This is a genomic window from Levilactobacillus tujiorum (assembly GCF_012641185.1).
Classification (GTDB): Bacteria; Bacillota; Bacilli; order Lactobacillales; family Lactobacillaceae; genus Levilactobacillus; species Levilactobacillus tujiorum.
The window spans coordinates 48,591-65,837 of the sequence record NZ_JAAXLK010000013.1; the positions used below are offsets into that span (position 1 = coordinate 48,591).

Annotated in this window: 13 protein-coding genes; 10 read left to right on the top strand and 3 right to left on the bottom strand. The window is 49.1% G+C overall.

Features of this window, described 5'->3' with window-relative positions:
• Positions 1–63 precede the first annotated feature (63 nt).
• Complete coding sequence (locus HF569_RS07660; RefSeq protein WP_168901966.1) at positions 64–1,008, bottom strand: GH25 family lysozyme; 945 nt, start codon at positions 1,006–1,008, stop codon at positions 64–66.
• Positions 1,009–1,202: 194 nt separating this feature from the next.
• Positions 1,203–2,129 carry a matrixin family metalloprotease gene (locus HF569_RS07665; RefSeq protein WP_168901967.1) on the bottom strand — a complete coding sequence of 309 codons (927 nt, stop codon included), beginning with the start codon at positions 2,127–2,129 and terminating at the stop codon, positions 1,203–1,205.
• A 242-nt stretch (positions 2,130–2,371) separates the two neighbouring features.
• On the opposite strand from HF569_RS07665, the gene HF569_RS07670 reads away from it, so the two are divergent.
• From HF569_RS07670 to HF569_RS07690, 5 genes are all read left to right on the top strand, one after another.
• A complete protein-coding gene (locus tag HF569_RS07670) occupies positions 2,372–2,917 on the top strand; it encodes a DNA-3-methyladenine glycosylase I (RefSeq protein ID WP_168901993.1) in 546 nt (181 codons plus the stop codon).
• A gap of 6 nt (positions 2,918–2,923) precedes the next feature.
• Complete coding sequence (locus HF569_RS07675; protein WP_168901968.1) at positions 2,924–4,054, top strand: exonuclease SbcCD subunit D; 1,131 nt, start codon at positions 2,924–2,926, stop codon at positions 4,052–4,054.
• The gene (locus HF569_RS07680; RefSeq protein WP_168901969.1) at positions 4,055–7,210 is read left to right on the top strand and encodes an AAA family ATPase; all 3,156 of its coding nucleotides are present in this window, start codon (positions 4,055–4,057) and stop codon (positions 7,208–7,210) included. It begins immediately after the preceding gene.
• Positions 7,211–7,414: 204 nt separating this feature from the next.
• On the top strand, positions 7,415–8,398 hold the full coding sequence (locus tag HF569_RS07685; RefSeq protein WP_168901970.1) for a choloylglycine hydrolase family protein: 984 nt from the start codon (positions 7,415–7,417) through the stop codon (positions 8,396–8,398).
• 12 nt (positions 8,399–8,410) lie between these two features.
• Entirely contained in the window at positions 8,411–8,863 is a 453-nt protein-coding gene (locus tag HF569_RS07690) for a GNAT family N-acetyltransferase (protein ID WP_168901971.1), read from the top strand.
• Between the two features lie 62 nt (positions 8,864–8,925).
• Here the strand turns inward: HF569_RS07690 and HF569_RS07695 are convergent, their stop codons facing one another.
• Positions 8,926–11,175: a glycoside hydrolase family 3 C-terminal domain-containing protein gene (locus tag HF569_RS07695; RefSeq protein ID WP_168901972.1), complete on the bottom strand. Its 2,250-nt coding sequence runs from the start codon at positions 11,173–11,175 to the stop codon at positions 8,926–8,928.
• 420 nt (positions 11,176–11,595) lie between these two features.
• Between HF569_RS07695 and HF569_RS07700 the strand changes: the two genes are divergently transcribed.
• The 5 genes from HF569_RS07700 (at position 11,596) to HF569_RS07720 (ending at position 17,148) form a co-directional block, all read left to right on the top strand.
• Entirely contained in the window at positions 11,596–13,236 is a 1,641-nt protein-coding gene (locus tag HF569_RS07700) for a peptide ABC transporter substrate-binding protein (RefSeq protein WP_168901973.1), read from the top strand.
• A 67-nt stretch (positions 13,237–13,303) separates the two neighbouring features.
• Positions 13,304–13,852 carry a DNA-3-methyladenine glycosylase I gene (locus HF569_RS07705; RefSeq protein ID WP_168901974.1) on the top strand — a complete coding sequence of 183 codons (549 nt, stop codon included), beginning with the start codon at positions 13,304–13,306 and terminating at the stop codon, positions 13,850–13,852.
• 511 nt (positions 13,853–14,363) lie between these two features.
• Positions 14,364–15,176: a MetQ/NlpA family ABC transporter substrate-binding protein gene (locus HF569_RS07710; protein WP_168901975.1), complete on the top strand. Its 813-nt coding sequence runs from the start codon at positions 14,364–14,366 to the stop codon at positions 15,174–15,176.
• A gap of 226 nt (positions 15,177–15,402) precedes the next feature.
• Complete coding sequence (locus HF569_RS07715) at positions 15,403–16,464, top strand: methionine ABC transporter ATP-binding protein (protein ID WP_168901976.1); 1,062 nt, start codon at positions 15,403–15,405, stop codon at positions 16,462–16,464.
• Positions 16,465–17,148 (top strand): methionine ABC transporter permease, encoded by a 684-nt coding sequence (locus tag HF569_RS07720; RefSeq protein ID WP_168849410.1) that lies wholly within the window; start codon positions 16,465–16,467, stop codon positions 17,146–17,148.
• Positions 17,149–17,247: the final 99 nt, after the last annotated feature.

A 17,247-nucleotide genomic window follows, 5' to 3' on the forward strand; every position in this document is an offset into this window, starting at 1 on the left:
TGGCACATTTTTTTAGATGTTTTGTAACTAAAAAACCACCCACTAGGGATGGTTTTTAAAAGTTTAATAAGTGGCAACGTAGGCCTTGTTGGCCGTGACGTACTTGCCGTTAGTTAATTGGAACCGGTAAGCGTTCTTGCCGTTCTTAGTGATCGCCTTGACAGCTAACTTCTTGCCAGCGGTGATCTTGGTACTACGCTTGTTCTTCGTAAAGGTAGTACCCTTGTATTCGTAAACGGTCTTCTTGGTCTTGATGCCGGAAACATCCGTCATGCTCTTATAGTAGCTGGCAGCGGAGTGGGCTTTCTTACTAGCAAACCATTTGTTAACCTGAGAACTGTTCAGGACCTTGTTCAGGTCGACGTTACCGCTGATACCGGAAACGCGGCCAGAACTCGTGTATTGCCATAAGTCAACGGAAGTCCCACTAACCTTAGGCTTAACGGAACTGTACTTGGCGATCCAGGTACCATCGAACTTGTCGAAGTTTAACTTGTGGTAGTTGGCGTAGTATTCGCCGGCGTACATGATTAATGGCTTGTCAGTCAAACCACGCATCGTCTTCAGCCAAGCATTAACGTAAGTTTGTTCCTTGCCCTTAGCTGATGGCATCCGCTTTTCTTCATCCAAGACGAAGAACTTCGTGTGCTTGTTACTGCGCTTGTAGAAGTCTTTAGCTTCTTGTTGGGCATCCTTAACACTCGTAAATTCAGCAAACATGTATTGACCGAACGGAACGCCGTGCTTGTAGGCCCCTTCAGCATTGACGTTGCGCTTGCTGTCGATCATGTAACCAGCATCACCCTTACTCCCATGTTGTACCCGAATAATCGCGTACTTTAGGTCTTTAGATGCTTTCTTCCAGTTGATGTTTCCTTGATATTGCGAAATGTCGGCAACCTTCTTGCCAGCCGCGTTGGCCGTAGTCGTGTTCAAACTAACACCGACGGCTAATACGGCAGCAAAGGCCGCAACACCAGCAACTAATTTATGTAACTTAATTTGCATGTATGACATCCTCCTCAGTCTTTACCCTTATTGTACACGGGCGAGCTGGGTGACAGGTTACTACAGATTTACAATTGATTACAGTTCGATTGCAAGACGGCAAAGAATATTTCAGCCCCGGTAGATGGTTGGTTGAAATACGCTGAATACAAAAAAGCTTGGGAGATTATCCCAAGCTCAAAGTATCATTTTGATTAGTAAGTGGCGGTGTAAATCTTTAAGGCTAACTTAGCCCGTCGCTGATCAGTCTTAGTGATCGGATTGTACTTAGAGAGGCCTTTTTTAACCTTCTTGTAGCTGTAAACGTTGTTGCTCCCGCTCTCAAAGTACATGAGATCAGCGCGATTAGGTGAGTGGTTTAAGCCCATGACGTGACCTAACTCATGGGCGATAGTGCTAGCGTATTCATACATCCGGCCATTCTTGGCCACAGTGTTAACGCCCTTAACTTCTTTTTCCAACGTGGCATAAGCCGGCAGTGATTTCTCGACCTTTTGAGCCTCAGTATTAAATTCAGTCTGGTAGTCGCTGTCAGCAGAAGTGATACCCTTGGCCGTCAAATTCGACTTAGCTTGAGCTTCGATGGTCTTGGCATACTTGTTGTAGAAGGCATCGTTCAGCTGATTGGTCATCGCAACGCCAATATTCTTAGTCTCTGCTTGATAGTAGGACCAACGAACTTGCAGTTGCTTGTTACTAGGTGTCCACCAGGCATCACTTTGATCACCCTTAGTTGCTGGGGCTTTAGAAACGGAAAATGTCAGCGTATGGTGTTTCTTGGATCCCTGGACAAATTCTTTTTTACCTAATTTTTTGTTCCAGTAGTTCATGGCAATTTTAACGCTGCTCTTTAGTTTGGCATCTTTAGTGTTGATCCAAACAGTAGCCTTCCCATTCTTCTTCAGCGCGGTTTGCGCATTGTAAGCGAATTTGTACTTTTTGCCTAAGTTTTTGGCGTGCTTCCGGTAGTAACTGTTGGACTTCTTCAGTGTTTTTGCCGAGGGTGTCACGCTAGCTGCTTGAGCAGTGACGGTACTGGTAGCGATTGCCGGCGCAAATAGGATAACTGTGGCGACAGCAACCAACAACGACCGCATTCTTAGATGATGATTTTTGTGCATGATGCGAACCTCCTCATTTCCCCAAAACGAAATATTTACAATAGCATAGCCTTTTCTAGGGAACCGGTCAAGTAAAAGCTGCCCAGATGTTTTTGCTGGTATATGCCAATGACGGCAGCAATGGTTGCGGTTTCAAAATAGTTAACGTGAACATTTGTTCGGGCATTCTCACTGGGAATCTGGTATAGTAAACCTAACTAGAAAAGGGAGGGATCACGGTGGTTAAACGATGTGATTGGGCAATGTCTTCAGCGACGATGCAACGGTATCATGACGAGGAATGGGGACGACCGGAGCATGACGAGCAGCGTCTCTTTGAACTGTTGTGTTTGGAGACCTACCAAGCAGGATTGAGTTGGCAAACGGTGCTCAATAAACGTAAAGCGTTCGAGCAGGCCTTCCATCACTTTGATATTGCGACAGTGGCAAGCATGACGCCCCAGGATGTTGAGCAGCTTTTGACGAACGCGGCCATTATTCGCAATCGCCGCAAGCTCGAGGCAACGGTTAACAATGCGCGGGTCATCTTAAATTGGCCCGGCCCTGATCATTTTGCGACGTGGCTGTGGGCGTTTGTAGACAATCGGCCCATTCGACACCAGTTTACCAGTTCCAGTGAGATGCCCGGAACTACTGATCTGGCGCGCCATATTTCTCGAGAAATGAAAAAGCGCGGTTTTAAATTTGTGGGACCAACGATTATCTATTCGTTTTTACAAGTAGCGGGTCTGGTGAATGATCACCTGATGAGCTGTGATTGGGCCCCTGAGAATCGACAAGGAGATTGATATAGAATGCGGTTTTTACATACAGCAGACTGGCACATTGGCAAAAAACTTCACGGCTATGATTTGCTAACGGAACAACGGGATGCTTACGAGCAGATCAAGGCGATTGCTCTGGCCCAAAAGGTTGATGCAGTCGTGATTGCGGGTGACTTGTATGATCGTGCGCTTCCCAGTGAAGACGCAGTGAGCGCGCTGGACGCGATGTTGGTAGATTTGAACCGCCGTCAGCACCTGCCATTGCTGGCAATCAGCGGGAATCATGATTCAGCGGTACGCTTAGGTCAGGGGCGGGAGTGGTTTGAAAGTACTGACTTTTACCTGAATACGACGGTGGCCGAAGGGGTTAAGCCGGTAGTATTAGGGGATACCCAATTTTTCTTGCTACCCTACTTTGAGCCCTTCAGCGTGCGCCAGTATTTTCAAGATGATCAGATTAAGACGGTGGCCGAGGCGATGGCGCGCTTGGTGACCGCCATGCAGGCAAATTTTGATCCCAATAAGAAACACGTTTTGGTGGCCCATTTCTTTGCGGCGGGCAGCCAACACAGTGATTCGGAGACCCTGGTTCAGGTGGGTGGATTAAACGCAGTTCCAGTTGATTTGCTGGCGCCGTTTGATTATGTCGCCCTCGGCCATTTGCATCGAAAAGAAGCGCTGCAGAATGAGCCGGTGATTAAGTATAGTGGCTCGCCCTTAAAGTTCTCGACCAGTGAAGCAGCAGATACCAAAGGCGTTTGGATTGTGGATACGGATAAAACGCCTGTTGAGGTGACGTTTGAGCCATTGAAGCCCCTCAATGATCTGGTTGTGTTGACCGATTCCTTCGAGCGACTCATGGACCCCGAGGTGGCATACCCAGTGACTAGCGATGACTTTATTGCCGTAAATCTGACGGACACCACCCCAATTGCCAACGTGATGCAGCGCTTAAAGACCCGGTTCCCGCGGATCATTGAATTACAACGGGTAAATCAGCTAGATGTGACGCCAGAGAAGTTGAATATTGAAGAAGTTCAGCGCGATCCGTTAACGTTGCTGTCAGATTTCTTTGGGCAAGTCGCGGATCATCCGCTGACCACCCAGCAAGCAGGCTGGGCGAAGACGACCTTACAGCAGGCAATGAAGGAGGAGAAGTAAATGCGACCACTGACTTTACACCTTCAATACTTTGGGCCATACCGAGATGAAACGATTGACTTTACGAAGTTTGAGGCCACCCCATTATTTTTGATTAGTGGCAAGACGGGGAGTGGTAAGACGACGATCTTTGATGGTATGTGCTATGCACTGTTTGATCAGTCATCCGGTGTTGATCGCGAACCACAAGCGATGCGCTCGGACTTTGCCACGACGCAGGATCGGACGCGCGTGACCTTTGAATTTAGCCATCGAGATCGCCGTTATCGAATCGTTCGCGAACCGGCGCAGATGCAGCACAAAAAACGGGGTACTGGTCTGACCAAGTTAGCTGCCAAGGTGGAGCTAACCGTATTTGAAGGCGACACAGAGGTCGACCAGCTGACCAAATCACGGCAGGTCGATGACTATCTGCAAAATCTATTACAAATGGACGGTAAACAATTTGCCCAGATTGTTCTATTACCGCAGGGAGAATTTCGGCGCTTTTTGACGGCACCTAGTGAGGATAAGGCGACCGTATTAGAACAATTGTTTAATACGGAAATTTTTGCTCAGTGGACCGATCGGCTACGCGCTAAACTGCGGCAAGACCAAGCACAAAATGAGGACGTTGCACAACAACTTCAGCGGTTAGAACAAGACCTCATTTGGACAGCGGATAATCAAGAGTCGGCCCAGGAGTTCATGACCGCCCGACAGGTATCCGAGTTACTGGCATTAATGACGACGCAACAGGCAGCGACGCAAGATCTGGTAACCGCCACCGCGGCGCAGCTTAAGACCGCCCAGCAACGAGTTACCGCCCTCACGCAGCAAGATACCCGCGAGGATCAGTTGCTTCAAGATCGGCAACAACTCGCTGCTCAAGTCGAACGCCAGCAGCGACTAGCAGAACAGTTGCCACAAATGACGACCTTGCAACAAACCATTAAGCAGTTGGAATGGGTACAAACGATTCAGCCGCAGTGGCAGGAACGAACAGCAGCCCAGCACGAGCTAAAGCAACGACAGGCAACCGTGCAGCAAGCTCAAAAACGGCTGGCAGTAGCTCAACAGGCTCAGCAAGCCGCGGTTAAGCAGCAAAATGACTCGGCAGCGATTGACCAGCGCATCGCAACGACTAAGGATGAATTGGCCCAGCAGGCGAAGGTTAAACCAATTTATCAGCAGATTGCCGAGTTGACGCGCCAGCTTAAAGCGGCTCAACAACAGGTGACGACTGCCCAGCAGGCGGTTCAAGCGGCACAAACGACACTGACGCAAAGTCAGCACGCTCAGCAAGACCTGCAGCAAATCGTTGATCAACAAACGACTGTCTATCAGGCGAGTCAACGTTTAACGAAACAGGAAGCCCAATTGACTGATTGGCAACGTCAGCTCCGTACCTTGCAAGATGGCGACCAACAAGAACAATTACTTCAGCAGCAGGTCACAACGTTGCAAGCACAGTTAAAGGCCCAACAGGAGCAGGCCCAGCAAGCGCAGCAACAGGCAGAAGCGTTGAATCAAGAGCTACTTAATCATGAAATTGTTAGACTGGTTGGCCAGTTAAAGCCGGGGAGTCCGTGCCCAATTTGTGGGGCAACGGATCATCCGGCACCAGCCGCTGTGGCGGATACGACAGTGACGGAAGCCGAGGTTAAGCAAGCACAGGCGGTGGCACAGCGACAGCAAGATCAAGCGGCCCAGCTGGGTGCTAGATTGACCAGCTCACAGCAATCTTTGGCAGACCATCAGCAAAAGCAACAAACTGGGCTGAAACAGCTGGCAAGTGACCTGTCGGTGTCCTCCAATGCAGATAATGCCCTGGCAGAGTTGACTCAGCAGATTGAAAAATTGGCAGCGCAAAATCAACGGGCTATGCAAGAAAATCAGCACCAATTGGCCGAGATTAAAACCGCACAAGAACAGCTAACCAAGCTCGCTCAACAAGCCCAGCAACAGACACAACAGTTACAGCGGGCTCAGGCGGACCAACAGGACAAGACGCGGGCCGTCGATCAGTTGGCTGCTCAGTTGACGACGCAACAACAGCAGTTACCGGAGCAGGCGGCCACGTTGGCCGAATTTCAGGCGCAAGAACAAACGCTTCGCCAACGTTTGGCTACCGATCAGGCAGCTTGGGATGCCATCACTGAACGGGTCACCAAGGCGACAAACCAGGTTACAATCGCGACTACGGAGGTCAAGGCGGCGACGTCTGAAGTCACCAAGAGTCAGCAACGGGTCACCACAACCGCTGACCAAGTGGCAACTCTTTTGGCAGAGCACTTTGATCAGGTAACGCCAACGATTGAGGCAGACGTTGCGCAGCAGCTGGAACAGGTCGCGTTGCTACCAACGCAGCGGGCACGGCTGCAAGACTTCCAGACGCAACGTGAACGGGTCGCCACCACAATTGCCGAATTGAAGAAGCGTGTCGCTGATCGGCCAATCCCGGATCGGGCACAGACGCAAGCGGCGTTACAGGCAGCCACTAAGCAAGTCAACGAGCTGTTGGATCAACGCCATACGTACCAAGATCAGTGGCAGCGAAATAGCGAAGTGATGACTAAGCTCAACCAGTTGATCGCACAACAAGCGGTGGCGTTGAAACAGACCCAAGAGTTGACGGAATTAGTAGGCGTTGTCAATGGCGATGGTCCTAACAGTAAACTCGGATTGGAACGGTATGTTTTGCAGACGTATCTGCGACAGATCTTAACGGTAGGAAATCAGCGCCTGCAACAATTAACCAATGGGCGGTATCAATTCCTGGTGGATGAACAACCGGCGACGTATAAGAAAAACTCGGGGTTGGAAATCAACGTTTATGATGATCATGTTGGCGAGCAACGGAGCGTGCACACCTTGTCTGGTGGGGAAAGCTTTATCGCCGCGCTGGCTTTGGCCTTGGCTTTAGGTGAAGTTATTCAGCAAACCACGGGTAGTGTTGACGTGGATGCGTTGTTCATCGACGAGGGCTTTGGATCACTGGACGAAGATGCGTTGATGACGGCGTTAGAATCGTTAGAGACCGTTGAAGGCCGCCATCGCATGATTGGTATTATCAGCCACGTGAGTGAATTGCGGGCCCAGGTGCCTAACCAGCTACAAGTCGTCAGCAATGGTAACGGTGAAAGTAGCATTACCTATCAAATTGATGAAAGTTGAGTGACAAGGTTGACCACACCTAAGCGTCGATGGTGGAGAACCTTTTTACCCGTTTCTAGTTCCGGGGTTGAACCGTAAAACGGCGTCATGATGCACTTTGGAAGGAAACGTAAAAATCAAACATATAATCAACGATTATCCGTGCACAGTATCTTATTTAGGGTTAAAATAGTGACTAACTAAATGGGAAACGGGATGATTTTAATGTGTACGAGCTTGACCTACGAAAATAGCCAGGGAGATCACTTCTTGGCGCGAACCATGGATTTTGGGTTTGAATTGGGTGGTCAGCCAATTTTTATGCCCCGGCAGCAGAAGATTCAAGGGGATGCGGGCGAGTTTACGACAAAGTACGGATTCGTGGGTGCCGGTCGTAATCTGAGCCACTATATGTTTGTTGATGGTGTTAATGAGTATGGCCTTGGTGCGGCTGCTTTGTATTTCTCAGATTATGCGAAATACGCGCAGACGGTTCCGGCTGATAAGCTGGGGATTGCGCCCCACGACTTGACGGCTTGGGTGTTGGGGAATGCGAAGAGCGTCGCCGATTTACGCGAGTTGATCACGCAAGTTCAAATTGTCGATAAACCAGTAGCGCTGCTAGGTATCACGGTTCCCCTGCACTTTATCTTTAGCGATGCTACCGGTGATACAGCGGTTTTGGAAGCTACCGATCATGATCTTCATTTAATCGAGGATCCAGTTGGGGTGATGGCTAATTCGCCACAATTGAGCTGGCATCTACAGAATTTGAGCACGTATGGCACGCTCGTGGCCGACACTCGACCACTGCATGATTATCAGGGCTTTAACCTGAAAACGGTGGGGCCAGGGACGGGAGCTTTCGGGATGCCTGGCGATTACACATCACCATCACGGTTTATTCGAACCGTCTTCAATAAGCATTACAGTCAACCGGCCACAAATACGCCAGAGACGATGAATCTGCTTCAACACTTGCTAGACGGGGTCACAATTCCTAAGGGGGTCAAGCTCAAAGCAGATGGGAGTAGCGACTACACGCAGTATCGCGGGTACATGGGCCTAAATGAACGTGCGTACTACATGGAACCATACGATAATTTAGAATTACAACGCGTCGTCATGACTGATAAAATGTTGGAAGAGTGGGATACACCAGTGGAATATCCACTAACGCATCAAAACCACATTAAGAATTTGAACTAAGCAGGTGACGGAATGCCGGAATTTCAACAGAAAAGTTTTGAACAGCTGACACCGGTGGAACTGTTTGAAATTTATCGGGTACGGGTAGCTGTATTTGTCGTGGAACAAACCTGTGCCTACCAAGAGGTCGATGACCTAGATCTGCACGCCCAGCATTTATTTGCTCAAGATGCTAGTGGTCGCGTGACCGCCTATGCACGGCTCATGGATGAGGGCCAGCAGGTGCGGATTGGGCGAGTCCTGGTTGCGCCAGATCATCGGGGTAACGGTGCGGGACGGCAACTGGTTGAGGCCGCCTTGGCAGCGGCTAAGCGCACCTATCCAGCAGCGACCGTAATTGTCATTCAGGCGCAAGCTTACTTGCAATCTTTTTACGCGTCTTTTGGCTTTCAGCCGACAAGTGCCGTGTACCTAGACACCGGGATTCCACATTTAGATATGGTGCTGCCATTAAGCGACAATTAATCAGCGCAAAATAAAAAGACGTAACTAATGTTCATCACATTAGTTGCGTCTTTTGACTACCGTTATTTCGAATTGGCAGCCTGAATAAAGTTTTCAATTAAGGTAGCTGGTACCCCCTGAGCAATGAGCGCCCGGAGTGGCATGTTCAGAAACATTTGATCAGATAAGACCGTTGGAGCACCGTTCTCGTCAGTCGCACTGAGCAAGCCGTTCTCACCTTGACTAGTTGGCTGGATAACCGTTTGCTTGAAGAGATCTAGCAGGCGCGTGTTCTGTGCAATGATGGTCAAGTAAGTTTCATCCGTAATTGGTGCGGGCGAGTTCTTGAAGTCCATGGTCAGCTTGGCCTGCAGGCGAATATCACGAGAAGATTGACCGACCATTAATTCATAATCCCCGGAATCTGCTTGCCAACGGTGTTTGCCTTGACGCCACCAGCTGAAGTCTTGGCGCGTCAGCTTTAAGGTGACAGCCTGCGTTTCACCAGGAGCCACCGCAACTTTGGCGAAGCCCCGTAGTTCCTTGGTTGGCATTGGTGCGTGCGAGGTATGGTTGGCAACGTACAGCTGAGGCACCGCCTGACCGGCACGATCACCAGTGTTAGTGACATCGAAGGTAACGGTTGCGCCATGTTCACTCTGTTTGACGCTGAGATTAGTAAATTCGAATTCAGTGTAGCTGAGACCGTGTCCAAACGGATAGAGCACGTGCATTTCATGAGTATCGTAATAACGGTAACCCATGAAGATACCTTCAGAATAGAGCTCGTGACGAGGATCTTGAGCGAAGGTTGGTGCCATTGGTGTATCCGTCAGGCGAACCGGGAACGTTTCCGTCAAGTGACCAGAAGGATTGACGGCACCAGTCAGGATATCCCAAGTAGCTTCACCGACCGCTTCTCCGGCTAAATAAGTTTCAACCACGGCCGCAACGGTATGAATCCACGGCATTTCAACGGCGGACCCATTTTGTAAGACGACGGTGGTGTGATCATTTAATTTAGCCAGACTACCGATTAAGTCTGTTTGGTTTTCTGGCAGCATGATTGAGGTCTTGTCGAAGCCTTCAGATTCGGCTGCGGCAGGGTAACCGGCGAAAATAATGACGTGATCGGCGTCCTTAGCAGCGGTGAGTGCCTCATCGGCTAAGCGATCGTCCGTTTCACTTTCATCGAGTCGATAACCAGGATAGTAATCAGCTTGTAAGCCGGTGGATTTCAAGGCTTCCAGCGGTGTGACTACTTTAGTAGGGTTAACGTGTGAGCTACCAGAGCCCTGATAACGCGGGTGTTCGGCCAGTTCACCGATCACCACAATCTTGCCGGCCTTGCCGGGGGTTAGTGGCAATTCTTGTTGATGATTTTTCAGTAGGATAATACTGTCATCGGCGAGCTTACGCGCAAAGTCATGATGCGCTTGGTGATCGTAAGTCCCCGCAGTTGGCGCTGGCTTCCACTTGTCGACCACGTGGAGGAGGTGCCGGACGGCCTTGTTGAGGGTCCCGATATCTAATTCGCCGGTTTCGACGGCACGAATAATTTCATCGACCGAAGCTTGGCCCTTACCCGGCATTTCCAAGTCAAGACTGGCAGTCAGTGCCGCAGCATGATCTGCGACCGCACCCCAGTCCGACATGATAGCGCCGTGGAAGCCCCATTCATCACGTAAAATGTCGCGCAGTAAATGCCGATTTTGGGAATTAAGGACACCGTTGGTCCGGTTATAGGAAGTCATAATCGTTGCGGGGTAGGCCGCTTTGACGATGATTTCGAAAGTCCGAAGGTAAAGCTCACGCAGGGTTCGAGCCGACATATCACTGGAAGCCGTAAAGCGCTGGTTTTCGCGGTTATTTGCCACGAAGTGTTTGACGGAAACCCCAACGTGTTGTGACTGAACACCTTCAACGTAGGCGCTACCGAGTTTACCCGCAACCAGGGGATCTTCTGATAAGTATTCGAAATTGCGACCGCCAAGCGGTGAACGTTTCAGGTTAACCCCGGGACCTAGCAATAAACTCACTTGTTCCGCGCGAGCCTCTTCGCCCAGGTGCTCTCCCAATTGTTTCATGAGGTCTTGATTCCAAGAGCTAGCACTCAGAGCCGCGGCAGGATAGGTGATGGCCTTCACTGAGTTGGTGATGTCACCAGCGGAAGCACTCGGATCCTGTTTACGCAGTCCAGAGGGGCCATCCGTCATCATTAGTGCCGGAATGTTCAAACGGTCAACAGCGGCCGTGTACCAAAAGTTCTTGCCGGAGACCATAGCGGCTTTCTCCGGTAACGTCAATGCAGCAAGCGTTCGTTCGATGTCCATACGTTCAAATCCTTTCTATCAATTCAACTGTCTCCAGTATACAGGTTTCCTCCGTGAGATGTTAGTAACCGATTTTTTCTTTTGACAAACACCTTGAAAGAGGTTATCTTTAAACTTGTGCAATCCAATTCGATTACAAAAAGTAAGGAGGGAAAATCACGATGATGCTAAACGCTAGCCAAAACCAAATGATGTTAGCCGCATGTTGCCAATGTAACGTGCTTATTTGCGTTGCGTCTAATCGTGATTTTCCGGCTAACCAGTAGACTTACATAGCGACGACAGCGGTAGCGACTGCTGTCAGTGTAAGCGGGTTTCCCATCACGATCAGCGTGAGGGGAGACCCGCTTTTTCTGTACTTAACGACGAATTTGGGGATTGCACACCACTAAATTTGAGGAAAAGGGAGCTAAAGATTTTATGAAAAAATGGACCAGTATCGGCTTAGTTGCGGCAGTCATTGCGATGGGATTGGGTTTAGCTGCCTGCGGTCAATCTTCCTCGACGACTAAGCCTTCTCAAGTGTTAAAATTACCGGCACCAGCACAATTGGATACGATTGATTTGGCGAAGGCTACCGGGTACGGTCAAACGGGAAATGTATTCGAGAGTTTCTATCGACTCGGCAAGAATGGCCAAGTAGCGCCAGGTTTGGCCGATTCTGCCAAAATGTCGAAGGATAAGAAGACGTGGACCTTTCACATCCGAGACAATGCTAGATGGAGTAATGGCGATCGAATTACCGCCCAGGACTTCGTTTATTCTTGGCGGCGGACGCTAACTCCCGCCACCAAAGCGTCCTACACGACCATGTTCTCCGGAATTAAGAACGGTGACAAGATTATTGCGGGTAAGGCTAGTCCGGATACCATTGGGATTCACGCCAAAAACCGGCAAACGGTGGTGATTCAACTAGAGAAGCCGATGGCCTACTTTAAAATTTTAATGGCCTATCCACTGTTTGCCCCGCAAAACGAAAAGGTCGTCAAGCAATACGGTAAGAAATACGCGACCAAGTCGGAATACATGGTGTACAGCGGGCCGTTTAAGATAACAAATTGGAGTGGGACTGGCAATACCTGGTCCTTCGTTAAGAACCCGCATTACTGGGACAAAAAGGTTGTGAAGCTACAAAAGATTAATTATCAAGTCGTGACCAATCCGCAAACGGGCTTAAGCTTGTACCAGAATCACAAGTTAGATTTTGCGCAATTGTCCACGGAACAGGTCAAAAATTATAAGAATAACCGTGAGTTTAAGGAATATCCGTACTCGATTGTGATTCATCTGAAGTACAACTTTAAGGATGAGAATCAAGAGAAGCGGCGGATCATGAGCAATCGCAATATTCGCCAAGCCATCGCATTGTCGATTAATCGGCGTCAATTGACGAAGAAAGTCTTGGGGGATGGCTCGGTTACGCCAACTGGCTTTGTGGCTAGCGGCTTGGCCCGTGATCCTAAGTCCGGTGAAGACTTTGCCAAGCAACAGGTTGTTAAGAATACGACGACCTACAACCCAACGTTAGCCAAGCAAAAGTGGGCAGCGGGGTTGAAGCAACTCGGCCTTAAAAAAGTTAGCTTAAACATTATGGCGGGTAATGATGACGTTGCAGCCAGCACGGTCACTCAATATTTGAAGAGTGCGTTAGAGCAGAATCTGAGCGGCTTTAATTTGAAGATTGAAAACGTCCCGGCTTCGGTAGCCCAGTCCCGGTCAACCAGTGGTGACTTCGACCTCTACCTGTCGCATTGGGGAGCGGACTTCAATGATCCGATCTCCTTCCTCCAGATTCCGGTAAGCACCAATGCGTTGAACTATGGCAAATGGTCTAATCGGCAGTATGACGCGCTGATCAATCGGGCCCAGGGGGCAGATGCCGGCAATGATGAAGCCCGCTGGCAAGATATGGTACAGGCGGCTAAGCTGATCAATAAAGAGCAGAGCTTCACGCCCCTTTACCAAGCCAACTATGCCTACCTGCAACGTTCAGATGTTAAGGGCGTCATCCATAACACCGCTGGTACGCAGTGGAGTTACAAGTACGCCTACCTGAAGTAGCGGCCACCATTGGTTTAGATCTTGCCACCAATGTTTGGTATCATGGGACCGGAACGGAGGGGAAAGCATGACGATTGGACCAAATGACGGCCAGTGTTGGCAGACCGATGGGGTTAAAGAATATCACGACTATTTCGGGACGCCCACGCACGATGACCACGTGTTGTTTGAACTACTCACAGTAGGGGTTTTCCAGGTGGGCCTGAGCTGGCAGGCAGCGGCTAGCAAGCTTCCCGTGTACCGGCGAGTCTTCACGGGGATGGCAATTCCACAAGTTGCGGCGTTGATTGATGAGGTGGCGATTCCTGAGATCGCGGCTGATCCAGAAATGATTGGTAATCAGCGTAAGATTCGGGCGGTGATCAAGAATGCCCGGGCAATCCTCAAGGTCCAACAAGAGTTTGGCAGCTTTAGTGCCTACCTGTGGGCGTTGGTAGATGGGACCCCGTTCTTATTGCCTGCCGTTACGCGATCGGAATTGACGAACCAGTCCAGTCTGGGGAGTGCTGTCGCCAAGGATTTAAAGCGGCGCGGATTTAGTTTTGTCGGTCCGGTCGTCACCCACATGTTTTTGTTGGCCGCGGGGATTCTACGTGAACAGATTTTAGACGATTAAGTGAAATTTGCGTGAGAAATTTTGTTGTGGTGAAACCGATTTGAATTCAGTGGTGGCGGCCAAAAGCTGGTATGACGGCGTTCGTTATAAAAATATTTATTGAAGGTTTTCCTTGACACCGGATTAAAGTTGCATTAGACTTGCAATTAAATTAAGCGATTGAAAACAATGTGATCAGGAGAGTAACCACCGTCAATGGTTTCAAGAGAGCCCGCGTTTTGCTGAGAGCGGGTAACCCACGGCGGGGTGAAGATGGCCTGAAATGAATTGGTACCGCTAAGTTCTAGTGATGAGGCGGTGATGCTTGGCACTCATTATCGTGCACGCACTTTAAGGCGTAAGCTGGCGAGTGTTAATGAGGGGTCAGTCTGCATCTGACTTGAATTAGAATGGTACCACGACAGAGTTCGTTTCTATTAATTTAGAAACGGACTCTTTTCTTTTGGTCACCGTTTTCGCTCGCAACAATTAAGCAATTATATTATGAATTGAGATAAAGGGGATTTTGGATATGAAGAAATCATTTAAACGTTTCAGTTGGCTCTTAGTGTTATTGATCCCGTTACTAATCGTGGCTGGTTGCGGCAAGTCCAGCAGCTCCAGCGATAAGACAGTTAAGGTTGGGATCATGGGTTCCGACGAAAAAATCTGGAAACCGATTCAAAAGAAGCTGAAAAAGGAAGGGGTCAACATCAAGTTGGTGACCTTTACCGATTACAACCAGCCTAACGCTGCGTTGACTAATCACGAAATTGACATTAACTCGTTCCAACACACCTACTTCATGGATCAATGGAATAAGGCTCACAAGAGTAACATTGTCTCCATTGGTAAGACGGTGCGCGCACCACTACGGTTATACTCCAAGAAGGTGAAGAGCGTAGCGGATATCAAGAAGGGTGATCAAATCACGATCCCTAATGATTCCACCAACGAAGGCCGGGCTTTACATTTACTCCAGTCGGCTGGGTTGATTAAGGTGGATTCCAAGGTTGAATTGCCAACGCCTAAGAACATTACACAAAACAAGTTGAACCTGAAGATTACGGCCGTTGATGCTGCCCAGACGCCACGTTCATTGACGGATGCCACGGGAGCCGTGATCAACAACGAATTTGCTGCTGAAGCTAAGTTGCCGAACAGCGAAACCATCTACAAGGAAAAGCTAAACAAGGCTTCCATCCCTTACGTCAACATTATTGCTGCCAACAAGTCTGATAAGAATAACAAGACTTACAAGAAGATTGTGAAGGCTTACCAATCTGAAGCAACGAAGAAGTTAATCAAGAAGTACTTCCACGGGTTATCTGTTCCTGCTTGGTAAACAGCAGGCTAGTGGTTAAGTTTTAAAAACGCGTTGTCACTTAACTAGCTGCCCTGAATTGAAGACTTCCAGGCACTGCGCTGTGTTGATGATGTTATTCTCACAGTACGGTGCCTGATCGTTGTTAGGGGAGTAAGTCCAAATTTAGCTTGCAACGGACAACGAAGGTATTAAGATAAGTAGAGAGAAAAATTGCCAGCATAAGGCGAGTAAGGAGAACGAAGATTTGACTAATGAAGCGATTATTCAGTTAAAAGATATCGACGTCACCTTCCATAATAAGGGGCAGACCGTTGAAGCTGTCAAAAAGGTTTCTTTGACGGTTAACCGTGGCGACATCTACGGTGTTGTTGGGTATTCTGGTGCCGGGAAAAGTACGTTGGTGCGGGTGATTAACCGGCTCCAGCGGCCAACTGCTGGTTCCGTTGAAGTTAACGGCCAGAATATCTTGAACTTGTCGTCTCGCGAATTGCGGACGGCACGGACTAAGATTGGTATGATTTTTCAACACTTTAACTTAATGGCCTCTCGGACGATTGCAGACAACGTGGGCTACCCCCTTAAGGGACGGCTATCACATGAGGACCGTAAGAAAAAGGTTGCACACCTGTTGGACCTCGTTGGCCTGAGTGAAAAAGCGACGGATTACCCGGCCCAATTATCCGGTGGACAGAAGCAACGGGTCGCCATTGCGCGGGCGCTAGCTAATGATCCGGAGATCTTGATCAGTGATGAAGCGACCAGTGCGTTGGATCCTAAGACGACTTCCTCTATTTTGGCGTTGTTGAAGCGGCTTAATAAGGAACTCGGCCTTACAGTGGTTCTGATTACGCATGAAATGGAAGCCGTGAAGGAGATCTGCAATAAGGTTGCCGTCATGGAAGACGGCGAAATTATTGAACGGGGCGATTTAGTGTCAATCTTTAGTCGACCACAGAAGCCACTTACGCAAGACTTCATCAACACGGCGACGCAGATTAATCAAGCGCTGGAAAAGATTTTCCGGCAGGCTGCTTCGCTGAACTTGAGCGAAAGCCAACAGCTGGTGCAACTCCAATATGTGGGCGCCAGCACGGATGCCCCGCTGATTACGGAGTTGTATAAACGCTATAACGTGGTTTCCAACATTTTGTACGGCAACGTGGAGATCTTACAAGATACACCGTTAGGCAATTTGATTGTCGTTATGTCTGGTGATCCAGACAAGTTGGTTGCTGCTTGGCAGTACTGTCAAGACGCCGGTATTCAAATTACCCATTTAAATCCTAATGATTCGGAGGTGGCCTAGATGAGTTTATTAGCGAAATATTTTCCCAATGCGGTAACAATGAAGGGTGATTTCCTTCAGGCGACGGGTGAAACGCTGTACATGACGGCCATCACCGCAATCGTTGCTGGGATTATTGGGATGGCGATCGGGATTGGTTTAATCGTGACGCAGCCCGGTGGAATTTTGGAAAACCGCGTGATTTACAACATCTTAGATAAGATCGTGAACCTGTGCCGGTCAATTCCGTTCGTTATTTTACTAGCGGTGATTGCACCGCTGACCCGGATTATCGTGGGGACGGCAATTGGGACAACCGCGGCGATTGTGCCGTTGGTAATTGGTTCCGCTCCGTTCTACGCACGGCAGATTCAAAATGCTTTAGCCGAGGTCGACCGGGGTGTGATTGAGGCCGCTGAATCCGTGGGTTCTGGCCCAATTGCCATTATCTTCCGGGTTTACCTGAAGGAAGGCTTGGCCGATATTATTCGGTCTTCCGTTCTAACGTTAATCAGTCTGATTGACCTGACCGCGATGGCTGGTGCCATTGGGGGTGGTGGATTAGGTAATTTGGCCATCAACGTGGGATACAGTCGTTTCGAAACGGATGTGACCGTGATGGCAATGTTGATTATTCTGGTCATTGTCTTTGCAATTCAATTAATTGGCGATTTACTGGCCCGGCACGTGGACCACACGGCTTAGGCCATGCCAGTCAAGTGGGAGCAGCTCATAACGAGTTGTTCCCACTTTGCGTTAGTCCGCGGGTCCACTAAAAAAATTGACTGGCGCTAGAATTTTTGC